This window comes from Bacteroides ilei, from assembly GCF_900128495.1.
Taxonomy (GTDB): domain Bacteria; phylum Bacteroidota; class Bacteroidia; order Bacteroidales; family Bacteroidaceae; genus Phocaeicola; species Phocaeicola ilei.
The window spans coordinates 2114931-2136265 of record NZ_LT635801.1; the positions used below are offsets into that span (position 1 = coordinate 2114931).

The following is a 21335-nucleotide window of genomic DNA, read 5'->3' on the forward strand; positions in this document are numbered from 1 at the left end:
TTGATTGTCCGAAGATTTCTGGAGGATGTGTACAGAAAATATAATATGCTGTACAAAAGGAATAAAGTATACGCCTTATAATCACTTCTTTTGTAAAGTCGAAAATCAAACACTTTAAATATTAATCGTTATGGATAAAAAAGTATACTGCGGAGCAATGCTCTTGGCCTCAATCGTTTCTACCGGTTGCGTAGAGCAGAAAAAAGTAGAGGAAAAGAAACCTAATATCATCTATTTCTTAGTCGATGACATGGGGATGGGAGATTTAAGTCTTACTGGACAAAAGAAATATGAAACTCCTAATATCGACAAACTGGCGGCAGACGGTATGTTGTTTACCAATCATTATTGTGGAACAACCGTGTCAGGTCCGTCACGTGCATGTTTGATGACAGGAAAGCATACGGGACATACTTCTGTAAGAGGTAACCAGCCTGGACCGCAGCTTTTGGGCGATAACGAAGCTACTCTGGCCAGTGTGCTGAAAGGTGCCGGATACAAAACTGCCGTAATTGGGAAATGGGGTATTGGTCACCCGATTCCACTGGATGATCCGCAGCGCAAAGGATTCGACCTTTCTTACGGCTATCTGAACATGTGGCATGCACACAACTGCTTCCCTGAATTTTTGTATAGAAATGGAGTAAAGGAGGAACTTACCGGTAATAAGTTAGCTTTGGCAGAAGACGGTACAAACCCGTGGGCCGATATGCCGGAAGGTACCGGAGTGGCAAGAATGGATGCCCGTAAACAATATGCACCGGATCTGTTTGAAAAAGAAGCCTTGAAATTTATTTCAAACAATAAGAAGAACCTGTTCTTCATTTATTATGCACTGAATTTGCCTCATGCCAACAACGAGGCCGCTCCTAACGGATGTGAGGTTCCTTCACACAATGCGGATATTGCTGCTAAAGACTGGCCGGAAGTGGAAAAAGGCTTTGCACAAATGATGCAGATTATTGATAAACAAGTAGGTGATTTGGTGGCACACCTGGAAAAAGAAGGTCTGGCCGACAATACAATTATCATGTTCGCTTCCGATAACGGCCCTCACCAGGAAGGCGGGCACAAGGTTGATTTCTTTGACAGCAACGCAAATCTCAGAGGAAAGAAACGTGACATGTGGGACGGGGGTATCCGCACTCCGTTTATCGTAAAATGGCCGGGTAAGGTGAAAGCCGGTTCTACCAGCAACCATTTGTCGGCTTTCTGGGATGTGCTGCCTACTTTCTGTGACATCGCCAAAGTGGAAAAACCGGCTGGTATAGATGGTTTATCACTGTTGCCTACACTGCTGGGTGATACAGCCAAACAAGAGAAACATAAATATCTGTATTTCGAATTCTATGAAGAAGGAGGAAAACAGGCTGTAGTAGCTGATAACTGGAAGTACATCAAATTGAATGTACGTCAGGGAAAGGGTGCAAAACCGGTAGAAACTTCTCTGTACCGTTTGACGGACGATGTGTCTGAACAGAAGGATGTAAAAGAAGAACATCCTGAGATAGTAGAAATCATGGAAGGCTATATAAAAGGAGGTCATACTCCTTTCCCGGTAGTTTCATTGTTGCAAATGGACGGTAAGGAAACAGATATGTCTCATGATTGAAAAAGGAAAACGATATGAAGAAGAATTTGTTTAGTCTTGGAGTTATTGCTATGTGTATGGTTTCCTGTTCATCTGTAAAGGTGGACAGGAAACCTTTGGCGGAGAGAGTTGATTCGCGTGACTATCCGTCAGCTTTTATGGCATGGTATAATATTGACATGCCGGAATATCCGGTTGATACGGAAGGAAATCGAATCAAGGCTTGTGCCAAGCATGACCTGATGTGGGAAGAACCACTAAGCCAGCTGGGAGAAGGGGTAGATTTGATTTTAGGACTTACATGGGATCATAAATATCCCGGTTTTGCTACGGAGTTTACCAAGGAGAGTCTGTCACACGCATTGGAGAATCGCCGTCGGCTTCAGGAGTTGAATCCGAATATGGTGTGTCTGTTCGAAGTGAGATGGCGGGATGCACCGATGAGCTTCTTGCCGGAAGACAGTGACTGGTGGCTCCGTGATGAGAATGGGAACATCAAGAAGGGCTGGTTAGGAGGATGGGAGCCTTTTTATCTGCTTGACTATAAGAATGAAGGACTTCTTGACAATATAGCGCGCCAGGCTAAAATTGCCGTGGAATGTGGGGTTTACGATGGCATTATGCTCGACTGGAGCGGTAACCTGGAAGTCATTAAGCGGATTCGTAAGGCCATCGGAAGAGATAAGTTGATTATTGTCAATATACACGATGACATAGAAGACGGCATGAGGTATAAAGACTATATCAACGGGGCATTTATGGAGTTGAACCCGATAGATTCCCTCAGCATGCCGGTGGAAGAGCTTAAATTGTATTCCGAAGATGACATGAACAAGCGTAATTGGAGCAAGATAGAAGAGGCCCTGCAATATTATGAAGAGAATTTCTTGGAACCTCGGGTGAACTGCCTGGAAGTGTGGGGAAACCGGAAAGACTTGCGTAGAATGCGTGCCACTACGACTTTGGGTCTTACGATGAGTGACGGATATGTGCTGTATGGCGATCCGAATCCTCTTCCCACTCCAGACCATTATCATGACTGGTATTCATTCTATGACGTGAATTTAGGCAAGCCATTGGCAAAGGGACAGTGTCAGACGGACGGAAGCTGGAAAAGAGAATTTGAGGGAGGAACCGTGGTATATAATCCTTACGGAAATTCTGATGTGACAGTTTCTTTCGATAAAGAAATGAAGCGTGTGTCAGATAACTCTGTTGCATGCTCGTTCACTGTGCCACAGCGCGATGGTGATATTTTTGTACCTGTAAAATAATATAGTAATATGGATCTTCAATTACTTGATTTTGTATCCTTTTTTGGATATTTCTTTTTCTTGAGTTTTATTGGATGGTATGTAGGACGTAGTAAGAAGCAGGCTGCATCCGACTATTTTCTGGCCGGTAAGACTCTTCCGTGGTATGTGGTAGGGAGTTCCTATATTGCAGCCAATATCAGTACCGAACACTTTTTAGGAATGATTGGAGCTGCGGTATTGTATGGAATTGTGGTGGCCACGCCAGAGTGGAGTGCTGTCATCGCATTCTCTTTCCTTATCTGGCTGTTTATTCCTTTCTTGTTAGGCTCAAAGGTGTATACCACGCCTGAATTTCTGGAAAAACGTTTCAATAAAGAAATACGTCTCTTGTTTGCCTTTATCACGATATTGGCAAATGTAACGGCTTTCATGGCTCCTGTAATTTATGGAGGCGGACTGATTGTAGAAGAAGCCTTGGGTTTCAATAAACTCATGGGACTGGACATTGCTTCCATTACGGCTGGATATATTCCTAACTGGGGATTGTTCATCTCTATCTTCTTGATAGCCTTTGCTTCTGGTGTATGGGCGATATGGGGAGGACTGAAATCGGTGGCCTGGATGGATGTGCTTACCATTGTCATCATGGTTATGGGTGGACTCATGGTTACCTTCCTGGGCTTGTCGTACATTGGTGATGGAAGCATTGTAGACGGTTTTTCCCGAATGATTAATGTGAACCAATGCCGTGACGGATGGGCTTCTGAATGGCTGAATAAGAATGTGGTGAATATGCTGGCTGGTTCGGCGGAAGGTGATAGCTACAACCGCTTGTCGGTGTTGCAGCCGGTTAATCATACTACTACTCCGTGGACTCACTGGGTGTTCTCTTTCTTCTATATCGGCTTGTGGTATACAGTCATTAATCAACACATGATTCAGAAAGTGTTTGCTGCAAAGGACATCTACCATGCCAGAATGGGAATGGTATTTGCTTCCTTCCTGAAACTGCTGTTGCCGTTTATCGTGGTGGTTCCCGGTTTAATCTGGTTTGTGATGAAACCTGATTTCCTGTTCTCCAGCAACTGGTCGGTAATGAGTGAAGAGGCAAACAAGACTTATATCATGATGATTTCCAAGCTGGTTCCACCCTTTATGACCGGTTTGCTGCTGGCTGCCTTGTTTGGTGCTATTCAGAGTACTGTCAGCTCGGTGTTGAATTCTACTTCAACTATTTTTACCTTCGATTTTTATAAGCATTACGTGAACCGTCAGGCTACGGAAGTGCAGGAGGTAAGGGTAGGAAAATGGGCCGGTGCCATTATTCTTATTGTGTCTATCGCTTTGGCAGTATTGCTGGCCATGACGAAGATAAACATTTTTGTCTACATTCAGACCCTATACACTTTTATTGCTCCTCCGTTCTCGGCCATCTTCCTGATAGGTATGCTCTGGAAGAAAGTCAACGGACAGGATGCTTTGACTGCGGTAATCGTGTCTTTTGTGGTCGGTATTCTGTTGAAGTATCTGGAATTCGGTCCTTTGGCCGATTCGCATACGGCTTTTGCACAGTTTGTCAAACCTTTTGCCAACCAGGGACTGATTGTCTGGGCTGTGGCTGTGGTTACCTGTATGGTTTCCGCTCATTTCACTCCTAAGCCGAAAGCCGAGCAGGTTTCTTCTGGACTGGTACTGAATTTGAAAGACTTGACCAACCTGAAAGACGGACTGGGTGACAGATGGTATAAATCTGTAGGTTTTTGGTGGGGAGTCTCTTTTGTACTGATGGTTGTCCTTATCTTAAGTTTCAGCCTGATTTTCTAATTAGAATCAGGTTTCATGGCTGCCATGGTTACTGATAAAGTGGCTTTGGCAGCTATTCTTGTTTTATAGAACAGTGATATGAATGCACGATTGTTACACCTTTTTTAGGGCATGTCTGGTTCTTCAGTTACATGCCTTTACCACGTTCCGGAACCCGATTATTCCGGGATTTCATCCAGATACTTCCATTTGCTGGGTAGGTGAGGATTATTATCTGGTTACTTCTTCTTTTGAGTGGTATCCCGGACTACCCATTTATCACAGCAGGGATTTGATGCATTGGGGACAGATAGGATATGTGCTGATTTTGATTATTTTGAATATAAGGAAAGTGCTGCATACCCTCTTCTGGTAAGAAAACATTCGCTTCATGAAATTGCGGTGCGCGACCCTTATATTTTCCCAGATGAAAAGATGCAGACCTATTATTTGCATTGCGCTACCCGGCAGAAAGCAGGCCGCCCGAATGGAAAGCATGGCTTGAAGATGTATAAAGGTCGGGATTTGAAAATGTGGGAAGGTCCTTACATGGTATATGAGTCAGTGGATAGTGAGTGGGTGGATGCTTCTCATGGCATCTGAGCTCCAGAAATGCATGAATATAAAGGGAAGTATTATTTGTTTGCTACGTTCACCAATGAGAAGTCACCCTTTCCGCAACAAGTTCCCGGTCGTCCATTCTTACACCGGAGAGCAACTGCTATTTTAGTGGCAGATACGTCTGAAGAACATGCCATGTTGTTCAAGACTTTCGACGGACGTTTGATAATGACACTTCATTATCCCAATGGCGGAGCAAAGTCTCACGCACGTTTTTTGAGATGAAAGAGTCGGATGATACGCTTGAGATAGTGTGAGAGCTGGATTTATGATATTTCTGAACAAATGAATCAAAACTGTGAACGCGGCGTACAATAGTTGTATGGCTGCGTTTCTACTTTTGAAGGAGTTTAATAGACTTTCGATATGAAAAATACACTTTTGTTGACATCTGTGGCTGTTTGTACGGCAATAAACATGTATGGGAAGGAATGTACAGAGTTTGCTCGTACAGATGCTCGTCCCAATATTTTGTTTTGTCTGGCCGATGATGTGTCTTTTCCTTTCTGGGGAGCATACGGGTGCAAGTGGGTGCGGACTCCGCACATAGACCAGTTGGCTTCTCAAGGTACGCTGTTCATGAATGCCTATACTTGTAATGCCAAGAGTGGACCCAGCCGTTCGTGTATATTGACAGGGCGGAATTCCTGGCAGTTGGAAGCTGCCTGCAATCATTTTGCCTTTTGGCCGTTGCAGTTTAAAACATTTGCAGAGGTAATGCGCGAAAATGGCTATGTGGTAGCTAAAACGGGAAAAGGTTGGGCACCGGGCGATCCGGGACAAATAAATGGAAAAAAACGTGAACTGATTGGTCCGTCATTCGACCGTATCAAACTGACTCCGGTCACTCCGGAAATCTCGAATATTGACTATGCAGCCAACTTTGCGGAATTCATTGATACGAGAGATAAATCGCAGCCTTTCTTTTTCTGGTATGGGTCGCTGGAACCTCACCGGTTCTATGAATACGGAAGTGGGGTGAATAAAGGAAATTACCGGATTGTGGATATAAATCGGGTTCCACCTTATTGGCCCGATTGTGAAGAAACGCGGAATGACATGCTCGATTTTGCTTTCGAACTGGAGCATTTTGATGCCCATTTGGGAAAAATGGTAGAAAAGCTGAAGATAGAAGGCCTGCTGGATAATACCATTATCGTGGTGACGGCTGATAACGGTATGCCTTTCCCGCGTATAAAAGGACAAGCATATCATGCCTCCAATCATTTGCCGATGCTGGTGTACTGGCCTAAGGGGATTCCACAGAAAGGAGTGAAGAATTTTGATTTTGTCAATTTCATCGACCTGGCACCTACTTTTCTGGAAGTAGCAGAAATAGACGGTGAGGCAAAAGGTATGCAGCAGATAGAAGGCAGAAGTATGCTTTCGCTGATAAAATCAGGAAAAAGCAAATATGACTCATTCCGTAATCATGTGCTGATAGGGAAGGAGCGGCACGATATAGGTCGTCCTGATGATGCCGGCTATCCTATCCGGGGAATCGTAACCGAACGGTATCTCTATGTCTATAATTTTGAGCCAGACCGCTGGCCGGCTGGTAATCCGGAAACAGGTTATCTGAACTGTGACGGAGGGGTCATTAAGACAGAATTGATAAAAGACGGTAAAACAGAGATACATAAGTACTGGAGCCTGAATTTTGGAAAGCGTTCGCAAGAAGAACTTTATGACGTCGTAAAAGACCCTGACTGCATGCACAACCTGATTTCCTCAGGCGAAGGACGAAAAGTGGCCGATAAACTCCGAAAACAGATGTTTGAGGAATTGAAATCTCAGGGAGACCACCGCATGGAGAGTGATGCCGGTTATTATGAGCGCATGCCCTATTGCGACAAAAATCACCGGGATTATTATAACCGTTTGCAGAAAGGAGAGAAGCTGAGATTCCCGGGATGGATTTTTCAGTCGGATGTAGATACGTCACATTTAAATAAGTAACTAATTAAAAGTATTACAATGAACAAGAATTTGCTGATAGGAATTGCAGCCACGCTGATGCCGGCATGGATGCAAGCGCAGAGTGAAAAGCCGAAGAAAACTCGCAAGGGAAAAAGATTGACTTCATCGCTGGATATAATTGAACAGGAATGCATTGAATATAATAAATACTTAGGATTTGTAGTTTGGCTGGTAGTATGTTTGGGTGGAATTTCTTCCGCCCTTTATGCCGATACAGGAAAGCCTGTGGTATGGATTTATACTGATATGTCTGATAAGAGCATTCCTGGACCAAATAAAGAAGGTACGGTGAATGACCCGGACGACATTTCGGCCATGGCTGGGTATTTGTTACTGGCTGATTGTTTTGATACGCGAGGTATCGTGGTGGCAAGTACTCATCGGAAACAACATGCTACGTCCGGTAATCAGGCAGAGTGGGCACAGCATTATTTTGGCGAAGCCTATGCAACCGACGTGGTAAATCTTAAGAAAGTATATCCGGATTTCCCGGATTCCATCTCGTTTACCCAAAGTTGCATCAAAGAAAGTGCAGAGCGTTTTGATTACAAGAAGGATTATGCAAAAGTTTTAGACCACTATCCTACGGTCACTTCTCTTTTAGATTTGTTGCAGCATGAAAAAGACACGGTAAACGTGCTTTGCTGGGGTTCTTTGACTGAACCGGCCATCTTGGTCAATGCTTGTCTTCATTCCGGACGGGCTCATTTGCTGAAGAAAATCCGTTTTATTGCTCATTGGACGGATTCTTCTTTGCATCAGGGAAGTCCGGAACATCCGGAGGATGTAGCCAACTGCCGGGAAGATGCTGCGGCATGCAGCTATATGAAAGTGATGGCCGCACAAGGTAAGATTTGGTATTATGAGTTAGGTGCTATCGGACAGCACGGCATTGTGAGTGGTAGTCCACATGGAAAAGAATATTTCAATCAGTTCCACAAAAGTCACTTGGGTAAAATCTTTGCTACCGGGAAGTATGCACTTAATACGGTGGACGATTCCGATTGTGCTACTTACTATGTATTGCTGGGCTGGTGGGGAGTTTCACTCCAGGATGTGGCTTCTGATGGTACCAATGATCCGGAGGTGGAAAAAGCCAATGAAAAGAAATTTTTTCAGGAAGCTGCTGCCATCCGAGCAGAACTGCTGAAGCGTTCGGATGTGGCTGCCGGGAAAGGCTCGAAATGAATTCAGTTATCTTTTAAATACCATTTAAACATTAATCAATGAAAAAACGACTTTTATTCTTGTCCATGTGCATGGCCTTGGCTGGTTCTATGGACGCACAAGTAAAGAAGAATGTAAACACCGCCCCTTATCCTTACGGTAACCCGGTGATATGTCACATGTATACTGCCGATGCAGCTCCACATGTGATGCCCGACGGACGGGTGTGGATGATAACTTCCGTAGACCACGAGAATGGCGGTGGATATTCTACCATGCATTGCTATCATGCCTTTTCTTCGTCCGATATGGTGAACTGGACTGACCATGGAGAGATTTTTCACGTAAACGATATTCGTCCGAAAGATGCGTCGGCTTCAGACAAGTGGGCAGTATGGGCACCTGACTTTATCTATAAAGACGGCAAGTATTATCTGTATATTCCGATTCGCATTCAGCATGGAGCGGAGTCTTCACAGGAAAAACGCAAAGTAACAGCTTATCTGGCAGTTGCGGAAAGCAACTCGCTGACCGAACGTTTCAAGGTGCTGACTCCTCAAATAAAGGAAACAAGAGGAATCGACCCGGCGGTGTTCCGTGATACAGATGGCAAGATTTACCTGTACTGGGGCAGTCACATGGCAGCGCAGTTGAAAGATAACATGTATGAGTTTGTCGGAGAACCAGTAAAGCTGGAAATTGATACAGATCGTTTTATGGAAGCTATATGGATGAACAAGCACGACGGGAAGTACTATCTTTCGTATCACACAAAGTATGGTAATAAAATTGACAAGAATCATCCGGATGACCCGAACCGTAAGCCTTCTGAACTGGCCTATTCTGTAGGTGATTCTCCTATGGGACCCTTCAAATACGGAGGAGTGATGAATTACGAGTTGGGAGTAGGTGTGAAAAACGGTCCGAAATTGCCGGGATATGACTATGTGCCTTGGCGTTTGACGCAGTCGAACCACGGAGGTATTGTAGAATATCATGGTCAGGAATATTTGTTTTATCATACATCAGCTCTTTCTTCCTGGCGTCAGGATCACTTTCATGGACCAGGCACTTGGACACAGCGTTCTGTGTGTATAGATAAGCTTAATTATAATAAAAATGGAAGTATTATACCTATACAGCAAACATTGGAAGGTGTGGATCGAGTTGTAAATTTACAATCATATTCTATAACGTTACCAGTGTCCTGCCTTACGTTGAGAGATGGTGAATCGGTAAACATAAAGAATATAGATTTAGGAACCGGATATTATTATTTCAGTGCTATGGCTTCTGGAGTAAAAAAGCCATTAAAACTGGAAGTTAGGACAGGAAGTAAAGGGAACAAACTGATAGGGACTCTTCTTATAGAGAAGGATGGATATGTTGATACATCTCTCATTGATGCTAATGGGAAAAATGATGTTTATCTTAAAGTAATGGGTGGCAATATTTCTATTTCTGATTGCCGCTTTTTTGCTGGAAATGTAAAATAGAAATCAGTATAATGTAGATATGTCATGTACTTAATGAAAATCTATAAAATAATATTATGAAATCAATAAAAAATAAATTAATGACATTATACATGATGTCGTTAATTATCTCATGCAGTGATTCATTAGATGGTAATACTTTGTCAGTGGATAGTAATGGACCAAGCTCTGTTTCAGATAGTATAATTACGACTTATGAGTGGCCAATAGGACAAGGACAGGCAAAGTTGTCTGAGCATTATAAAGTTTATGTATCTGTTGATGGTGGAAAAGAGACAGAAATACAAGTTTTACAATCAGATCCTATAGTGATGAAAGAAAATTCTGATGGAAGTATAGGGGAAGATTATCAAGCGGAATATACAAAACAACGTTCTTTTTCTTTTGTCCCTGTAACATATAATCCAGATTACCATAAAAAATTAATTTTTAGGGTAGAGTCGATTGATGGTTATTCTACATCAAAAGTACAGATATCACCCAAAAGTTATAATATTTCATCTCAGAACAATGGCTCATCAATAACCTTTGCTGTCAATACAGCCAATAAATATATAGCTGTTAATTTTGATGATCCTAGGAATACATTAATATTACCTAAAGGGGAAGGTGGAGCTATTGAGCCTTATAATTGGATTAAAGATATGCTTTGTATTTACGTTGATCCTATAGAAGTATTGAAGCCAGATACTACAAAGCAAAAGGTGGTGTATTACACTAAGAATGTTTCTGAAATTGATTTATCCAGTGCAGATGTGATATATTTTAAAGCTGGTTATCATAATCTTAAAAAAGATGGACCACGTGGCTCAATTATAAATGAATATGGAGGCTTGACTTTGTCTAGCTGTCAGGAAATATATATTGAAGGTGGAGCATTTGTGGAAGGATATTTATTGAGAAATAATTATGGTGATACGAAGCAGGCCGTATATGGACGTGGAATCCTTTCTGGGAGGCAGTATGTTTGGCAACCTGGTAATTCTGACAGACTGATGGGACAATTGATACAGGCAGGCAATAATGCTGTGTTTGATGGTGTTATTGTTATGGAGTCGCCTTTTCATGGAATAGTACCGACAAATAATGCCACATTTAGGAATGTAAAGTTTTTAGGATGGCATTGTAATAATGACGGCTTTCGCCCAGGTTTGAATTCGAAAATCTACAATTGTTTTATAAGAGCATGTGATGACTTCTTTTATAACTATACATTGGATGTCAAGGATTGTGTTTTATGGCCTGCGTTCAATGGTAGTATTTTAACAAACGGGTGGCAATATTTTGATATCGGTGGTTCGATACTGGAGAATATCGATATTATTTTCCCAGAATGGTTAAGTATGGGAAATAATAAGGGACTGATTATGTCACAAAATGAATATAAATATAATCCTCCCACAGATGCTCCAACAACCATTCTCAGAAATATTAGGATTGAAGGTAAAATCCCAGGGTTTATTAATCTTAAACCGAATTCAAACTATGATAAATATAATGCCCAAACAAATACTAATCCAGAGGATCCTGACAAGATTCAGCTTATTTCCATATCTGAATTGGGATGGATGGGAAATATACTTTTGGAGAATATATCAATAGAAAAGCAGGTTGGAGATAATTCAAATGGAATGAAAACCAATCTTATTAAAGGGGCGGAGACTATTGGATACACCAGTGTACCAATTGTAAAAGATGATTCTTCAGCTATATGGTGGGTTAAGAATATAACATTTCGAAATGTTACAATAGGAGGAGAAAAGATTACTGATGAAAATAAAGATAATTGGTTTAGAATTGATGGCAATACCACAAGGAACATAGTTTTCAAATGAAAAATTGGTTTGTATTTTGTACAATTACTTCATATTTACGTATACAAACGCTAATAGAAATACTCTATCTTATATAAATTCGTGTATAGTCTTAAAATATAATTAGATAATATAAGTTAAACTTTTATGAAGAAATTTTTTTATTCTTTTACATTTTTCATGATGATCTTATCATTTGTCCATGCAGATACGGTTCATTCAACTTTTAAAAATCCAATTTTATCCGGTTTTCATCCGGATCCTTCCATATGTAGAGTCGGTAATGATTATTATATGGTGAATTCTTCTTTTGAATGGTTCCCTGGTATTCCTATATATAAAAGTAAGGATCTTGTAAATTGGAAACTTATTGGATATGGCATTACTCGGCCGGAACAGATGCTATTTGCCGATGGATTGCAAGATTCAAGAGGAATTTATGCCGTAACGATTCGCCATCACGATGGATTGTTCTACTTGATTACCACCTGTGTACAGTGTGGTGGAAACTTCTATATTACGGCCAAAGATCCTGCCGGACCATGGAGCGATCCGGTGTGGCTCCATTCTCAAGGAATAGACCCTTCTTTGTTCTGGGATGAAGACGGGAAGTGTTATTATGTGGGTCATGGAAACATGTCGAAAAAAAATGACTGGCCCGATCAAAATGGAGCATGGTTACAGGAACTGGATACTAAACAGGGCAAGCTGGTGGGCAAGCGTGTACAGCTTACGTATGGACATGCTTCCAATGCCCGCTGGACAGAAGGACCGCACATTTACAAGATTAACGGGAAATACATGTTGCTGGTGGCAGAAGGGGGTACCGGCTATTTTCACTCGGTTACAGTGTTCCATAGTGACAGCATCTGGGGACCTTATATTCCGGACCATGCCAATCCGGTGCTGACTCATCGTCATTTGGGTAAGGACAGCTACATTCACTCGGTAGGACACGCCGACCTGGTACAGACACAGAATGGTGACTGGTGGGCTGTGTCATTGGCTAAACGTCATTTTGACGGATATACCTACCTGGCTCGTGAAACTTTCCTTACTCCGGTGGAATTTCAGAAACTGGAAGGTATGAAATGGGAAACTCCTATCTTCAATCCGGGAAAAGGCGGTGTGCCCGAAGTGTGCAAACGTCCGAATCTGCCCTGGTCGCCGGTAGAGAAAACTCCTGTCAGAGATAACTTCGATACAGACAAGCTGGCACTGGAATGGAACTTCCTTCGCACACCGATGGAGAAATGGTATGAATTGAAAGACGGACATCTGGCATTGGAACTGCGTCCGCAGGTGGCCGACAGTCTGGTAAATCCTTCTCTTGTGGCACGCCGTATAGAACATATTGCTTTTACGGCGTCGGCCAAGATGAAATTCTCTTCCCGTAAATCTAACGAGCAGGCTGGTATGATTGTGTATCGTGTAAGCAACGGCCATGTACAGTTCATCAAGTGTGGAAATGAACTGGCATTGGTTGCTACTACCCGCGCAAGCAAGAAAGAGTTGGCACGTGTTCCTTACAAGAAAGCGGAAGTGGTGCTCCGGATTGTATCTGATGGAAAAGACATGCGTTTCTACTATGGAGAATCGGAGGATGCACTTACCGATATGGGAGTGGCACAACCGCTTTCCATTATCTCTGATGAGAAAGTGAGCGGCGGATTTAACGGACCGTATATAGGTATGTATGCCACTTCCAATGGAAAGTCTTCGAAGAGCAAGGTCTGGTTTGATTGGTTTGATTATGAAGGTAAATAAAATATCAATAGGTATGAAAACATATAATTTAACAAGAATGCTTCCGCTGGCATCTCTTTTTACTCCCTTGTTTGCTAACGGGCAGGAAGCACATAAGACAGAGAAACCCAATATCATCTTTGTACTGGCCGATGATATGAGTTACCGCGATTTGAGTTGTTATGGACAACAGCGATACAGGACTCCTCATCTGGACAGTCTGGCCATGCAGGGCGTACGTTTTAGTCAGGCATATGCAGCAGCGCCAGAGTCAGCTCCGTCTCGCTGCTGCATGCTTACAGGCCTGCACACCGGTCACTCTTCTGTCCGGATGAACTCCAGTGCACGTGGGCAGGATAACATCCTGGACAGTGATGTGACAGTGGCAGAGGTTCTGAAAGAAGCAGGTTATCACACAGCCTTTGTCGGCAAATGGGGAATCGGTCTGCAGGGAACCGAGGGAGTGCCTTACAAACAGGGGTTTGATTATTGTTTTGGTTTTTATGACCAGACTGAGGCACACACTTATATTCCAGATTATTTGTATGAAAACGACCGGAAAGTCATGTATCCGCAAAATAAGGGATTTGAAATGGCCCGGAGATATGATTATAAAGACAACAAGGCACAAAATACGTATGATAAAGACGGTCGTCTGTATATCAGCGAACTGAAAAATCCGTATGGCTATGCGTATTCAGAGAATGAGATGGAGAAAGCAGCCATGAATTTTCTGAAACGACAGACGGAAGCGAAGGATAAATCGCCCTTTTTCCTGTATTATGCCACGCAGTTGCCACATGGTCCGGTTATCGTGAATAAGCTGGGTGAAATGAAGGACCATCCGGAAGTGAACCAACTTTCTAGGGAATGGGCGGCCATGGTCATGAAACTGGACTTTTTTGTAGGAGAGCTGGTGTCGTATCTGAAGCAGACGGGACAATATGAAAATACCATTATCTTCTTTGCGTCTGACAACGGTTATTCCATGTGCGGTTATACCGAAAGAGGGAACGGACCTTCCTGGCCGGACGACCCTTGGCTGAAGAATAAAGGACCGTTTAGGGGAGGAAAATTTACGGCACAGGAAGGTGGTCTGCGTGTGCCCTTCTTCGTATCCTGTCCGTCGAAGTTCAAGCCGGAAGTCATCAGTACTCCGGTGTGGCTGCCCGACTTTTTCCCCACAGCCGCAGAAATTGCCGGACTTGATCCGCACGCCAGAAGAACCGATGGCATTTCCCTTCTTCCATTGCTGAAAGGAGAAAAAGAAAACTATACGGGGCATAAGTATCTGTATTTCTCCAGAGGTAAAGAACAAGGTGTTAGAATGGGAGCTTTCTCGGCATACAGAGCAGACAAGAATTCTCCGGTAGAGCTGTATCTGACGGAAGAAGATACTTACTGGGAAAGGGATTTGGCTTTCAATTATCCGGAGATTGTGAAAGAAGCCATTCGGATTATGGATTCTTCCTTTACTCCCCATCCTTGGTACTGGACGCCGGATGAGACTTTTGTAGACTATCAGAAGAAGGTGAAAAGAGCGAAAGAAACCGGAAATATCTTACCGGTTTACAGACCTAATGGCATAAAGTCTTTCCCTTGGGAGGAAAAATAGAATTATTTATTTTCTCATAAGGTGCTGATTCTTAATGTACTGCTTTGTTCGAATTGTACGGAATCACCTAATTGTACAAATAAGCTAATATTGTGTACAATACAAATAGTCGAATAGTCTTTTAACTGATAAGTTTGCATTAAGAATTTTTGAAGAATTGTTAATCAATAACTTAAAAACTAATATTTATGAAAACAAATTTATTGATTTCATTTTACCTCTTGGTATTTAATGATTCTTAGTTATTATTTTCCTTTCAATGAAATAGACTTTTTAACAACTTAAATTATGAAAAAACATGAAAAAATATTCTGTATTTTTACTTTTTAGTTTATTTAGCTTATTATCTTACGCTCAAGTAAAAGATATTTCAGGAGTCGTAGTTGATGATGAAACAGGTGAACCTCTTTTAGGTGTAACAATAATGATTAAGGGCACTAGTAAGGGAAGTATTACAGATTTGGACGGTAACTTCTCTTTAAAGGCATCCAAAAATGATGTTCTGGTTTTCTCATATATGGGATATAAAGACTATATAGAGAAAATAGGGGATAAAAATGTATTAAAGATTTCAATGAAACAGGATGCTGTTTTGATTGATGATGTTGTAGTAGTAGGATATGGTACACAAAGAAGAAGTGACATCTCGACAGCTGTAGCCTCAGTAAATATGAATGATGCAAAACGAAGTGGTGTTTCACAAGCACTGGAAGCTTTGCAAGGTAAAGTAAGTGGGGTTCAGATAATTTCTAATGACGGTTCTCCTTCGGGTGGTATGACTTTTAGGATTCGTGGTACAAATTCATTGACAGGTGGTACTCAACCTTTATTTGTTATAGATGGTGTCCCACAACCGATTTCAACAGACGAACAGACACAGGCTACTACTAATCCTTTGTCTTTTATGAATATGAATGACATTGAATCAATAGAGATTCTTAAAGATGCCTCGGCTGCTGCAATTTACGGTGCTGATGGATCTAACGGTGTTGTCTTGATTACAACTAAAAAAGGACAGGTAGGAAAGCCTAAATTCTCAATAGATGTAAAATATGGTTTTAATCAATGTCCCAATCCGCTGGTAGAGACTCTTTCTCCAAAAGAATATGCCGAAATGCAAGTCTATAGAGCTGAACAAGGAGTTAAGACTGACATTGAAAAATGGAAGGATGTTCTTGCTACCGGAAAGTATAATGATCCACAATATGCGCATAATTGGTTCGATGAGATTCTACAATCCTCTTACAGACAGGAAGTAAATGCTTCTATGAGTGGTGGTACTGATAAGCAGACTTATATGTTTTCTGTAGGATATATGAATAATGACGGATTGCTTAACAATTCTGGATTCAAAAGATTTACAACCCGACTAAATTTATCTCAGAAAGTTGGTAAAAAAATTAGAATTTCTACAAATCTTTCTTATGCAAATACAATAGAAGATAATCCTATTACTGATTGGTCTCAGAATGGTGTATTTATAAAAGCGATGAATACAAATCCTTATTTAGGATATATTTCTGCTGATGATACAGAATCGCAGGATTATTTATCATTAAGTCCTACTGTCTATGTAAACGAGAGAGAGCTTGTAAGAAATAATAATGAATTATCTGGAAAACTTGAATTTGAATACAAGATATTTAAAGATCTTACATTTACTACGAGCTATTCCATGCGTAAAGGAATAAATAAAAGTACAAGTTATTGGGGACCCAATACATGGTATGGCAAGTCAGAGCAGGGGCGTATAGAATTTAATTTTGATGATAATTTCAACTGGACATATGAAGCACGATTAAATTATAATAAGACAATAAAAAAACATAGTTTTGGGGCAATGTTTGCTTATGAAGCAAAGAGAATGAATGAGACAAAGTTTTACTCTAAAACAACCAACTTTGAAGATATATCATTAGGTATTTATGGCGTTTCTGGAGGTGTTGTAACTTTTGCTCCGACCTATACTTATGGAGACAATTCAACATTGTCTTACATAGCAAGAGCAAATTATACTTACGATAACAGATATGTATTTAGCGCCTCAGTACGTAGAGACGGTTCTTCTAAGTTCGGTAAAAATAATAAATATGCTAATTTCCCGGCAGTAAGTGCTGCTTGGAGAGTTGATCAGGAAAAATTCCTTAAAGATATTAAATGGATTTCTAGCCTGAAGGCAAGGGCAAGCTTTGGTGTAACCGGTAATAATCAGTTCCCATCATATCAGTCATTGGCTATGCTTTATACTTCTAAGGTCTCATTTGATGATAGTACAGTAGAGCTCGCTAAAGTTACAGGTAATATAGCAAATGATGACCTCAGATGGGAAAGTTCTAAACAATATAACTTTGGAATTGATTTTGCTGTTTTTGATTCCCGCTTGAGTCTAACAGCTGATTATTATTATAAGAAAATTACTGATATGCTTATGGAAGTAAATCTTCCGGCAACTTCTGGATTTGATAAGGCTTGGAAAAATGCTGGTTCAATGAAGAATGAAGGTGTGGAATTCGCTGTTAATGCTGTCATTTTTGATGGTGCGTTCCGTTGGCAATCTGATTTCAATATAGCTTTTAATAAGAATAAGATATTATCATTGGATGAAGGACAATATACAAGATATTTTACAAGAATGTTCTCAAACGATGTCTTGCTTCAAGTAGGACAACCTCTTGGTATATTTTATGGATATGTAAAAGATGGTATATATAATACAGAAGAAGAGATAATGAATAGTCCTGTCGATGCTTCGGCAAAACTTGGTGGTACAAAATTTGCGGATATCAATAAAGATGGTGTGATAGATCAGAATGACCGTACAATAATTGGGAATACCAATCCTATTCATACGGGAGGATGGGGTAATACTTTCTCATACAAAGGATTTGAACTCCATGCATTTTTCCGTTGGTCTTATGGTAATGACCAAATAAATGCAAACATGTTCCAACTTAATAGTATGATGGGATCTGGTGGATTAAATGTCTTGAAATCATCTTATTATAATGCTTGGACACCAGAACATCCAGAGAATAATTCTATTGGTTTTGTGTATAATGATCCAGGTTTAAGAAATATGACAAGTGAGGCTGTTGAAGATGGATCTTATTTGAGACTATCCACATTGTCATTATCGTATGACTTCCCTAAAAAAGTTATTACTAGATGGAATTTATCTTCTTTGAGAATAACACTGACAGGAACTAATTTATGGTTGTTGACACGTTATTCGGGTTTCGATCCTGAAGCAAATACCGGTTGGGGTACAGTTGCAAGATTGTCTCCAGGGTATGATCAAAGTCCGTATCCACGTCCACGTAGTTATATGATTTCTTTAAATTTAGGTTTTTAAATTAGTTTTGTTATGATTAAAAATAGAATAATAAATAAGGCAGCTTTATTATTATTGTCGGGATTATTTGTAGGATGTTCTGATTTCTTAGACGAAGAACCAAAATCATCTTTAAGTCCTGAAGTATATTACAATAATGATTCTGAAGCAAGGATAGGGGTCAATTCTTTATATAGTACACTGAAGAATAACTTTGTAACTGGTTATGATGTTAAGTATGTACCGACTGATTTGATACTAAAACCAGCTTGGAGTATGGAAGAAGGTTTGGGGGATTATACATTTAGTTCCAGTAATGACCGCTTGCTGAAAATGTGGAAGAACCATTATCTTGCAATAAAGGATTGTAATACAACTATAGATGCAATTGAAGCAAATAGAGATAAGATACCAAGTGCAGATAGGTTTATTGGTGAAGCAAGAGGTGTTCGTGCTTTCTTATACTTTGATCTTGTAAGATGGTATGGAGATATACCTTTGGTTTTGCATGCTGCTACATCTCCTAATGGTGATCATCTTAAAGTTCCTCGTGACAAAGTATCTGTAGTATTGCAACAGATTATTGATGATCTTACTTTCGCTTCGGAAAATTCCGTAAGTAAAAATGGAGATAATGGTTATCAGTATGGTCGTTTCTCAAGAGAGGCTGCATTAGGTCTTTTAGCTAAAGTTCATCTTTATATAGCAAGTATAACCGACAGAGATGGTGAGATTATATTGGAAGACGCAAAGACTCATTATAAAAAGGCAATGGATTATGCCAAAATGGTAATAGACAAGGGTGGGTACAAGTTGACAGACTATTACCCGGACATGTTTGATTATCAGACAGAAAATAAAGCACAAGAAGAATCTTTATTCAGCTCTGTTAGATTGACAGGTGATGGAACCGGTGGATGGGCTGGAATGGTATTTGGTATTTTGGGTGAGATTTCCATGGGTGGATCATGGGGAATGGCTAGTAGTACTGATTTTCATCGTTCCATTTATGAGGAAAGCGATTCAATACGAAGACTATGGAATTGTCCAAGAGTTAAGGTAATGCCTGATGGCTCTTTGCAAGGTTGGGATTATCCTTGTTATTATCAGGATCTGAAGCCAGAAAATGAAAAAACTGATGGTATGGTGTTCAGTATTGGTAAATTCAGAAGGTATCCATTAGTTGATCCTGCATCATATAACTACCAGAATTTTGGTATGGATGAACCTTTATTGAGATTTGCCGATATCTTATTGATATATGCAGAAGCTTATAATGAATATTATCAGGGACCGGGAGTATATACACCTTCTTCTTCTTTATCATTGGATGGTAAAAGCATACAGTCTGCTTATGATGCTGTGAATGTAGTTCGTAAAAGAGCGCGTATTGCAAATAAAGGTAATGTTCACGAGGATTTATTGCCAAGAGAGTATATTTATGATAATGTCAATAAAATCGATGAATGTGTACCAGACTGGAAGCCCGGATTCTACGGATATTATAGTAATGGAATGGAAACATATATCTATAGAGGGTATTCAAGCGATTACCAAGCTTTTAGAGAGGAAATCCTATGGGAAAGAGCACGTGAGTTTGTAGCAGAAACAACAGATAGATGGTGTGATTTGGTTCGCAGGGGAATTTTAGTAGAGAAACTTCGTGATGTCAGAACTACAGTAGTTCCTTATTTAGGTAAGGCTGAACGTTTTTTAAGTGCACCTAGCTATCCTGAAAATGTGAAGGAATATCATCAGTTGTTGCCGATACCCCAGTCGGAGATTGACTCAAATGATAAATTAATTCAGAATCCTGGTTATTAATTAAAAAACAATGATTATGAGAAATATAAAACTGAAAAATGCATTGTTGATTTTAATATCTAGCTTTGCTATTGTTGGTTGTGAAAAGTATAATGCAGAAGATGCGTTTTTGGAGGTTACTGCTGATAAGACAACGGTTGCAGTAGGAGAGGAAGTCAATTTTATAATAAATACAAATACGTCAAGTGCAATAGTTTATAATGGTACTGAAGGGCATAATTATGAAAAGTCCGCTGACTATATTTTAAATGGGTTAACGCAAGAAGAATTACAAGATAGTATTTATAGAATCCCTAATACTCTTGTAAAAAGATTTTTCATTAATTTGGCTGGAGCAGAATCTATACCAGAAACAATCGAATATCCTGATATGCAAATTGCCTATGATGATTCTTTGGCAACAAATGCTCTGCAGCTTACATTATTTCCTGATGATTGGAGTAAAGTTCTGAAAATATATCCTCGTGTAGCTGTTGCGGATAATAAGAATCTTACTATCAGATTAAGATTTAAAACAGATGATATATTTTATCAAAATGCAGGTGAATGGTTACCTGGCAGTACTAAAGCTAATTTCAGAATAGTAACTGAAGTTATTGGTAAAACATCTGACGGAATTGTTCAATGGGTTTTTGATCAAAATTCGCCAAATAGTTTATGGTATAATAATACAATAACTCCTTCAATGAAGTATTTCGATCATGTTATCAATATAGAAAAGTGGATAGAGAATTGGGAAGCCAAGAATGGTTTGACTCTTGAAACAGTGGAATGTATAACACTGAAATTTGTAGGCGATGCAAATGCTGCTTATAAAGGGAATATTTATATTTCTAGTATAGAATTGGGGGAAGATGGTTATTATGCTTTTGATACAGGTGAATGTATTACATCTCTAAATGGTTCGGGTAAAATGTCATATTCTTGTTCGTTTGATGAGCCCGGAACATATAATGTAACATTCTTGACCACTACAAGTAGCTCAAAGAATTATTCAGGTGACGGTTATCAATCAGATAGAAATGGTATATCAGCAAATGAATATAAGTATAATACAAAATATGTTACTATACCTATTGTCGTTGAGTGAC

Annotated in this window: 13 protein-coding genes and 1 pseudogene; all 14 read left to right on the plus strand. The window is 40.3% G+C overall.

Features of this window, described 5'->3' with window-relative positions:
* Positions 1–130: 130 nt before the first annotated feature.
* The 14 genes and pseudogenes from BQ7489_RS09140 (at position 131) to BQ7489_RS09205 (ending at position 21334) form a co-directional block, all read left to right on the plus strand.
* Positions 131–1612, plus strand: a complete 1482-nt coding sequence (locus tag BQ7489_RS09140) for an arylsulfatase (protein ID WP_072530742.1) — start codon at positions 131–133, stop codon at positions 1610–1612.
* Between the two features lie 14 nt (positions 1613–1626).
* Entirely contained in the window at positions 1627–2865 is a 1239-nt protein-coding gene (locus tag BQ7489_RS09145) for a hypothetical protein (RefSeq protein ID WP_162617791.1), read from the plus strand.
* Between the two features lie 9 nt (positions 2866–2874).
* A complete protein-coding gene (locus BQ7489_RS09150) occupies positions 2875–4671 on the plus strand; it encodes an SLC5 family protein (protein ID WP_072530744.1) in 1797 nt (598 codons plus the stop codon).
* Between the two features lie 82 nt (positions 4672–4753).
* Positions 4754–4975, plus strand: a pseudogene (locus BQ7489_RS09155) (family 43 glycosylhydrolase); the annotation flags it as partial.
* Positions 4906–5253: a glycoside hydrolase family protein gene (locus tag BQ7489_RS17580; RefSeq protein WP_162617759.1), complete on the plus strand. Its 348-nt coding sequence runs from the start codon at positions 4906–4908 to the stop codon at positions 5251–5253. The pseudogene BQ7489_RS09155 and the gene BQ7489_RS17580, both read left to right, overlap by 70 nt.
* A gap of 384 nt (positions 5254–5637) precedes the next feature.
* On the plus strand, positions 5638–7230 hold the full coding sequence (locus BQ7489_RS09165; RefSeq protein WP_072530746.1) for a sulfatase family protein: 1593 nt from the start codon (positions 5638–5640) through the stop codon (positions 7228–7230).
* An 18-nt stretch (positions 7231–7248) separates the two neighbouring features.
* Complete coding sequence (locus BQ7489_RS09170; protein ID WP_072530747.1) at positions 7249–8439, plus strand: nucleoside hydrolase-like domain-containing protein; 1191 nt, start codon at positions 7249–7251, stop codon at positions 8437–8439.
* Between the two features lie 38 nt (positions 8440–8477).
* Entirely contained in the window at positions 8478–9914 is a 1437-nt protein-coding gene (locus tag BQ7489_RS09175; RefSeq protein ID WP_083580527.1) for a family 43 glycosylhydrolase, read from the plus strand.
* 56 nt (positions 9915–9970) lie between these two features.
* Positions 9971–11749, plus strand: coding sequence for a glycoside hydrolase family protein (locus tag BQ7489_RS09180; RefSeq protein WP_072530749.1), 1779 nt, complete (start codon positions 9971–9973; stop codon positions 11747–11749).
* Positions 11750–11911: 162 nt separating this feature from the next.
* Positions 11912–13495: a glycoside hydrolase family 43 protein gene (locus BQ7489_RS09185; RefSeq protein ID WP_113745287.1), complete on the plus strand. Its 1584-nt coding sequence runs from the start codon at positions 11912–11914 to the stop codon at positions 13493–13495.
* Positions 13496–13508: 13 nt separating this feature from the next.
* A complete protein-coding gene (locus BQ7489_RS09190; protein ID WP_162617792.1) occupies positions 13509–15089 on the plus strand; it encodes an arylsulfatase in 1581 nt (526 codons plus the stop codon).
* 298 nt (positions 15090–15387) lie between these two features.
* Complete coding sequence (locus BQ7489_RS09195; protein ID WP_072530752.1) at positions 15388–18441, plus strand: SusC/RagA family TonB-linked outer membrane protein; 3054 nt, start codon at positions 15388–15390, stop codon at positions 18439–18441.
* A 12-nt stretch (positions 18442–18453) separates the two neighbouring features.
* On the plus strand, positions 18454–20244 hold the full coding sequence (locus BQ7489_RS09200; protein WP_204352749.1) for a RagB/SusD family nutrient uptake outer membrane protein: 1791 nt from the start codon (positions 18454–18456) through the stop codon (positions 20242–20244).
* Positions 20245–20260: 16 nt separating this feature from the next.
* The gene (locus BQ7489_RS09205) at positions 20261–21334 is read left to right on the plus strand and encodes a DUF5017 domain-containing protein (protein WP_162617793.1); all 1074 of its coding nucleotides are present in this window, start codon (positions 20261–20263) and stop codon (positions 21332–21334) included.
* Position 21335 lies beyond the last annotated feature (1 nt).

What these genes read in the sequence shown, in the direction of transcription:
- BQ7489_RS09140 (WP_072530742.1), top strand. Translation starts at nt 131, where the DNA reads ATGGATAAAAAAGTATACTGCGGAGCAATGCTCTTGGCCTCAATCGTT.
- BQ7489_RS09145 (WP_162617791.1), top strand. Translation starts at nt 1,627, where the DNA reads ATGAAGAAGAATTTGTTTAGTCTTGGAGTTATTGCTATGTGTATGGTT.
- BQ7489_RS09150 (WP_072530744.1), top strand. Translation starts at nt 2,875, where the DNA reads ATGGATCTTCAATTACTTGATTTTGTATCCTTTTTTGGATATTTCTTT.
- BQ7489_RS09165 (WP_072530746.1), top strand. Translation starts at nt 5,638, where the DNA reads ATGAAAAATACACTTTTGTTGACATCTGTGGCTGTTTGTACGGCAATA.
- BQ7489_RS09170 (WP_072530747.1), top strand. Translation starts at nt 7,249, where the DNA reads ATGAACAAGAATTTGCTGATAGGAATTGCAGCCACGCTGATGCCGGCA.
- BQ7489_RS09175 (WP_083580527.1), top strand. Translation starts at nt 8,478, where the DNA reads ATGAAAAAACGACTTTTATTCTTGTCCATGTGCATGGCCTTGGCTGGT.
- BQ7489_RS09180 (WP_072530749.1), top strand. Translation starts at nt 9,971, where the DNA reads ATGAAATCAATAAAAAATAAATTAATGACATTATACATGATGTCGTTA.
- BQ7489_RS09185 (WP_113745287.1), top strand. Translation starts at nt 11,912, where the DNA reads ATGATCTTATCATTTGTCCATGCAGATACGGTTCATTCAACTTTTAAA.
- BQ7489_RS09190 (WP_162617792.1), top strand. Translation starts at nt 13,509, where the DNA reads ATGAAAACATATAATTTAACAAGAATGCTTCCGCTGGCATCTCTTTTT.
- BQ7489_RS09195 (WP_072530752.1), top strand. Translation starts at nt 15,388, where the DNA reads ATGAAAAAATATTCTGTATTTTTACTTTTTAGTTTATTTAGCTTATTA.
- BQ7489_RS09200 (WP_204352749.1), top strand. Translation starts at nt 18,454, where the DNA reads ATGATTAAAAATAGAATAATAAATAAGGCAGCTTTATTATTATTGTCG.
- BQ7489_RS09205 (WP_162617793.1), top strand. Translation starts at nt 20,261, where the DNA reads ATGAGAAATATAAAACTGAAAAATGCATTGTTGATTTTAATATCTAGC.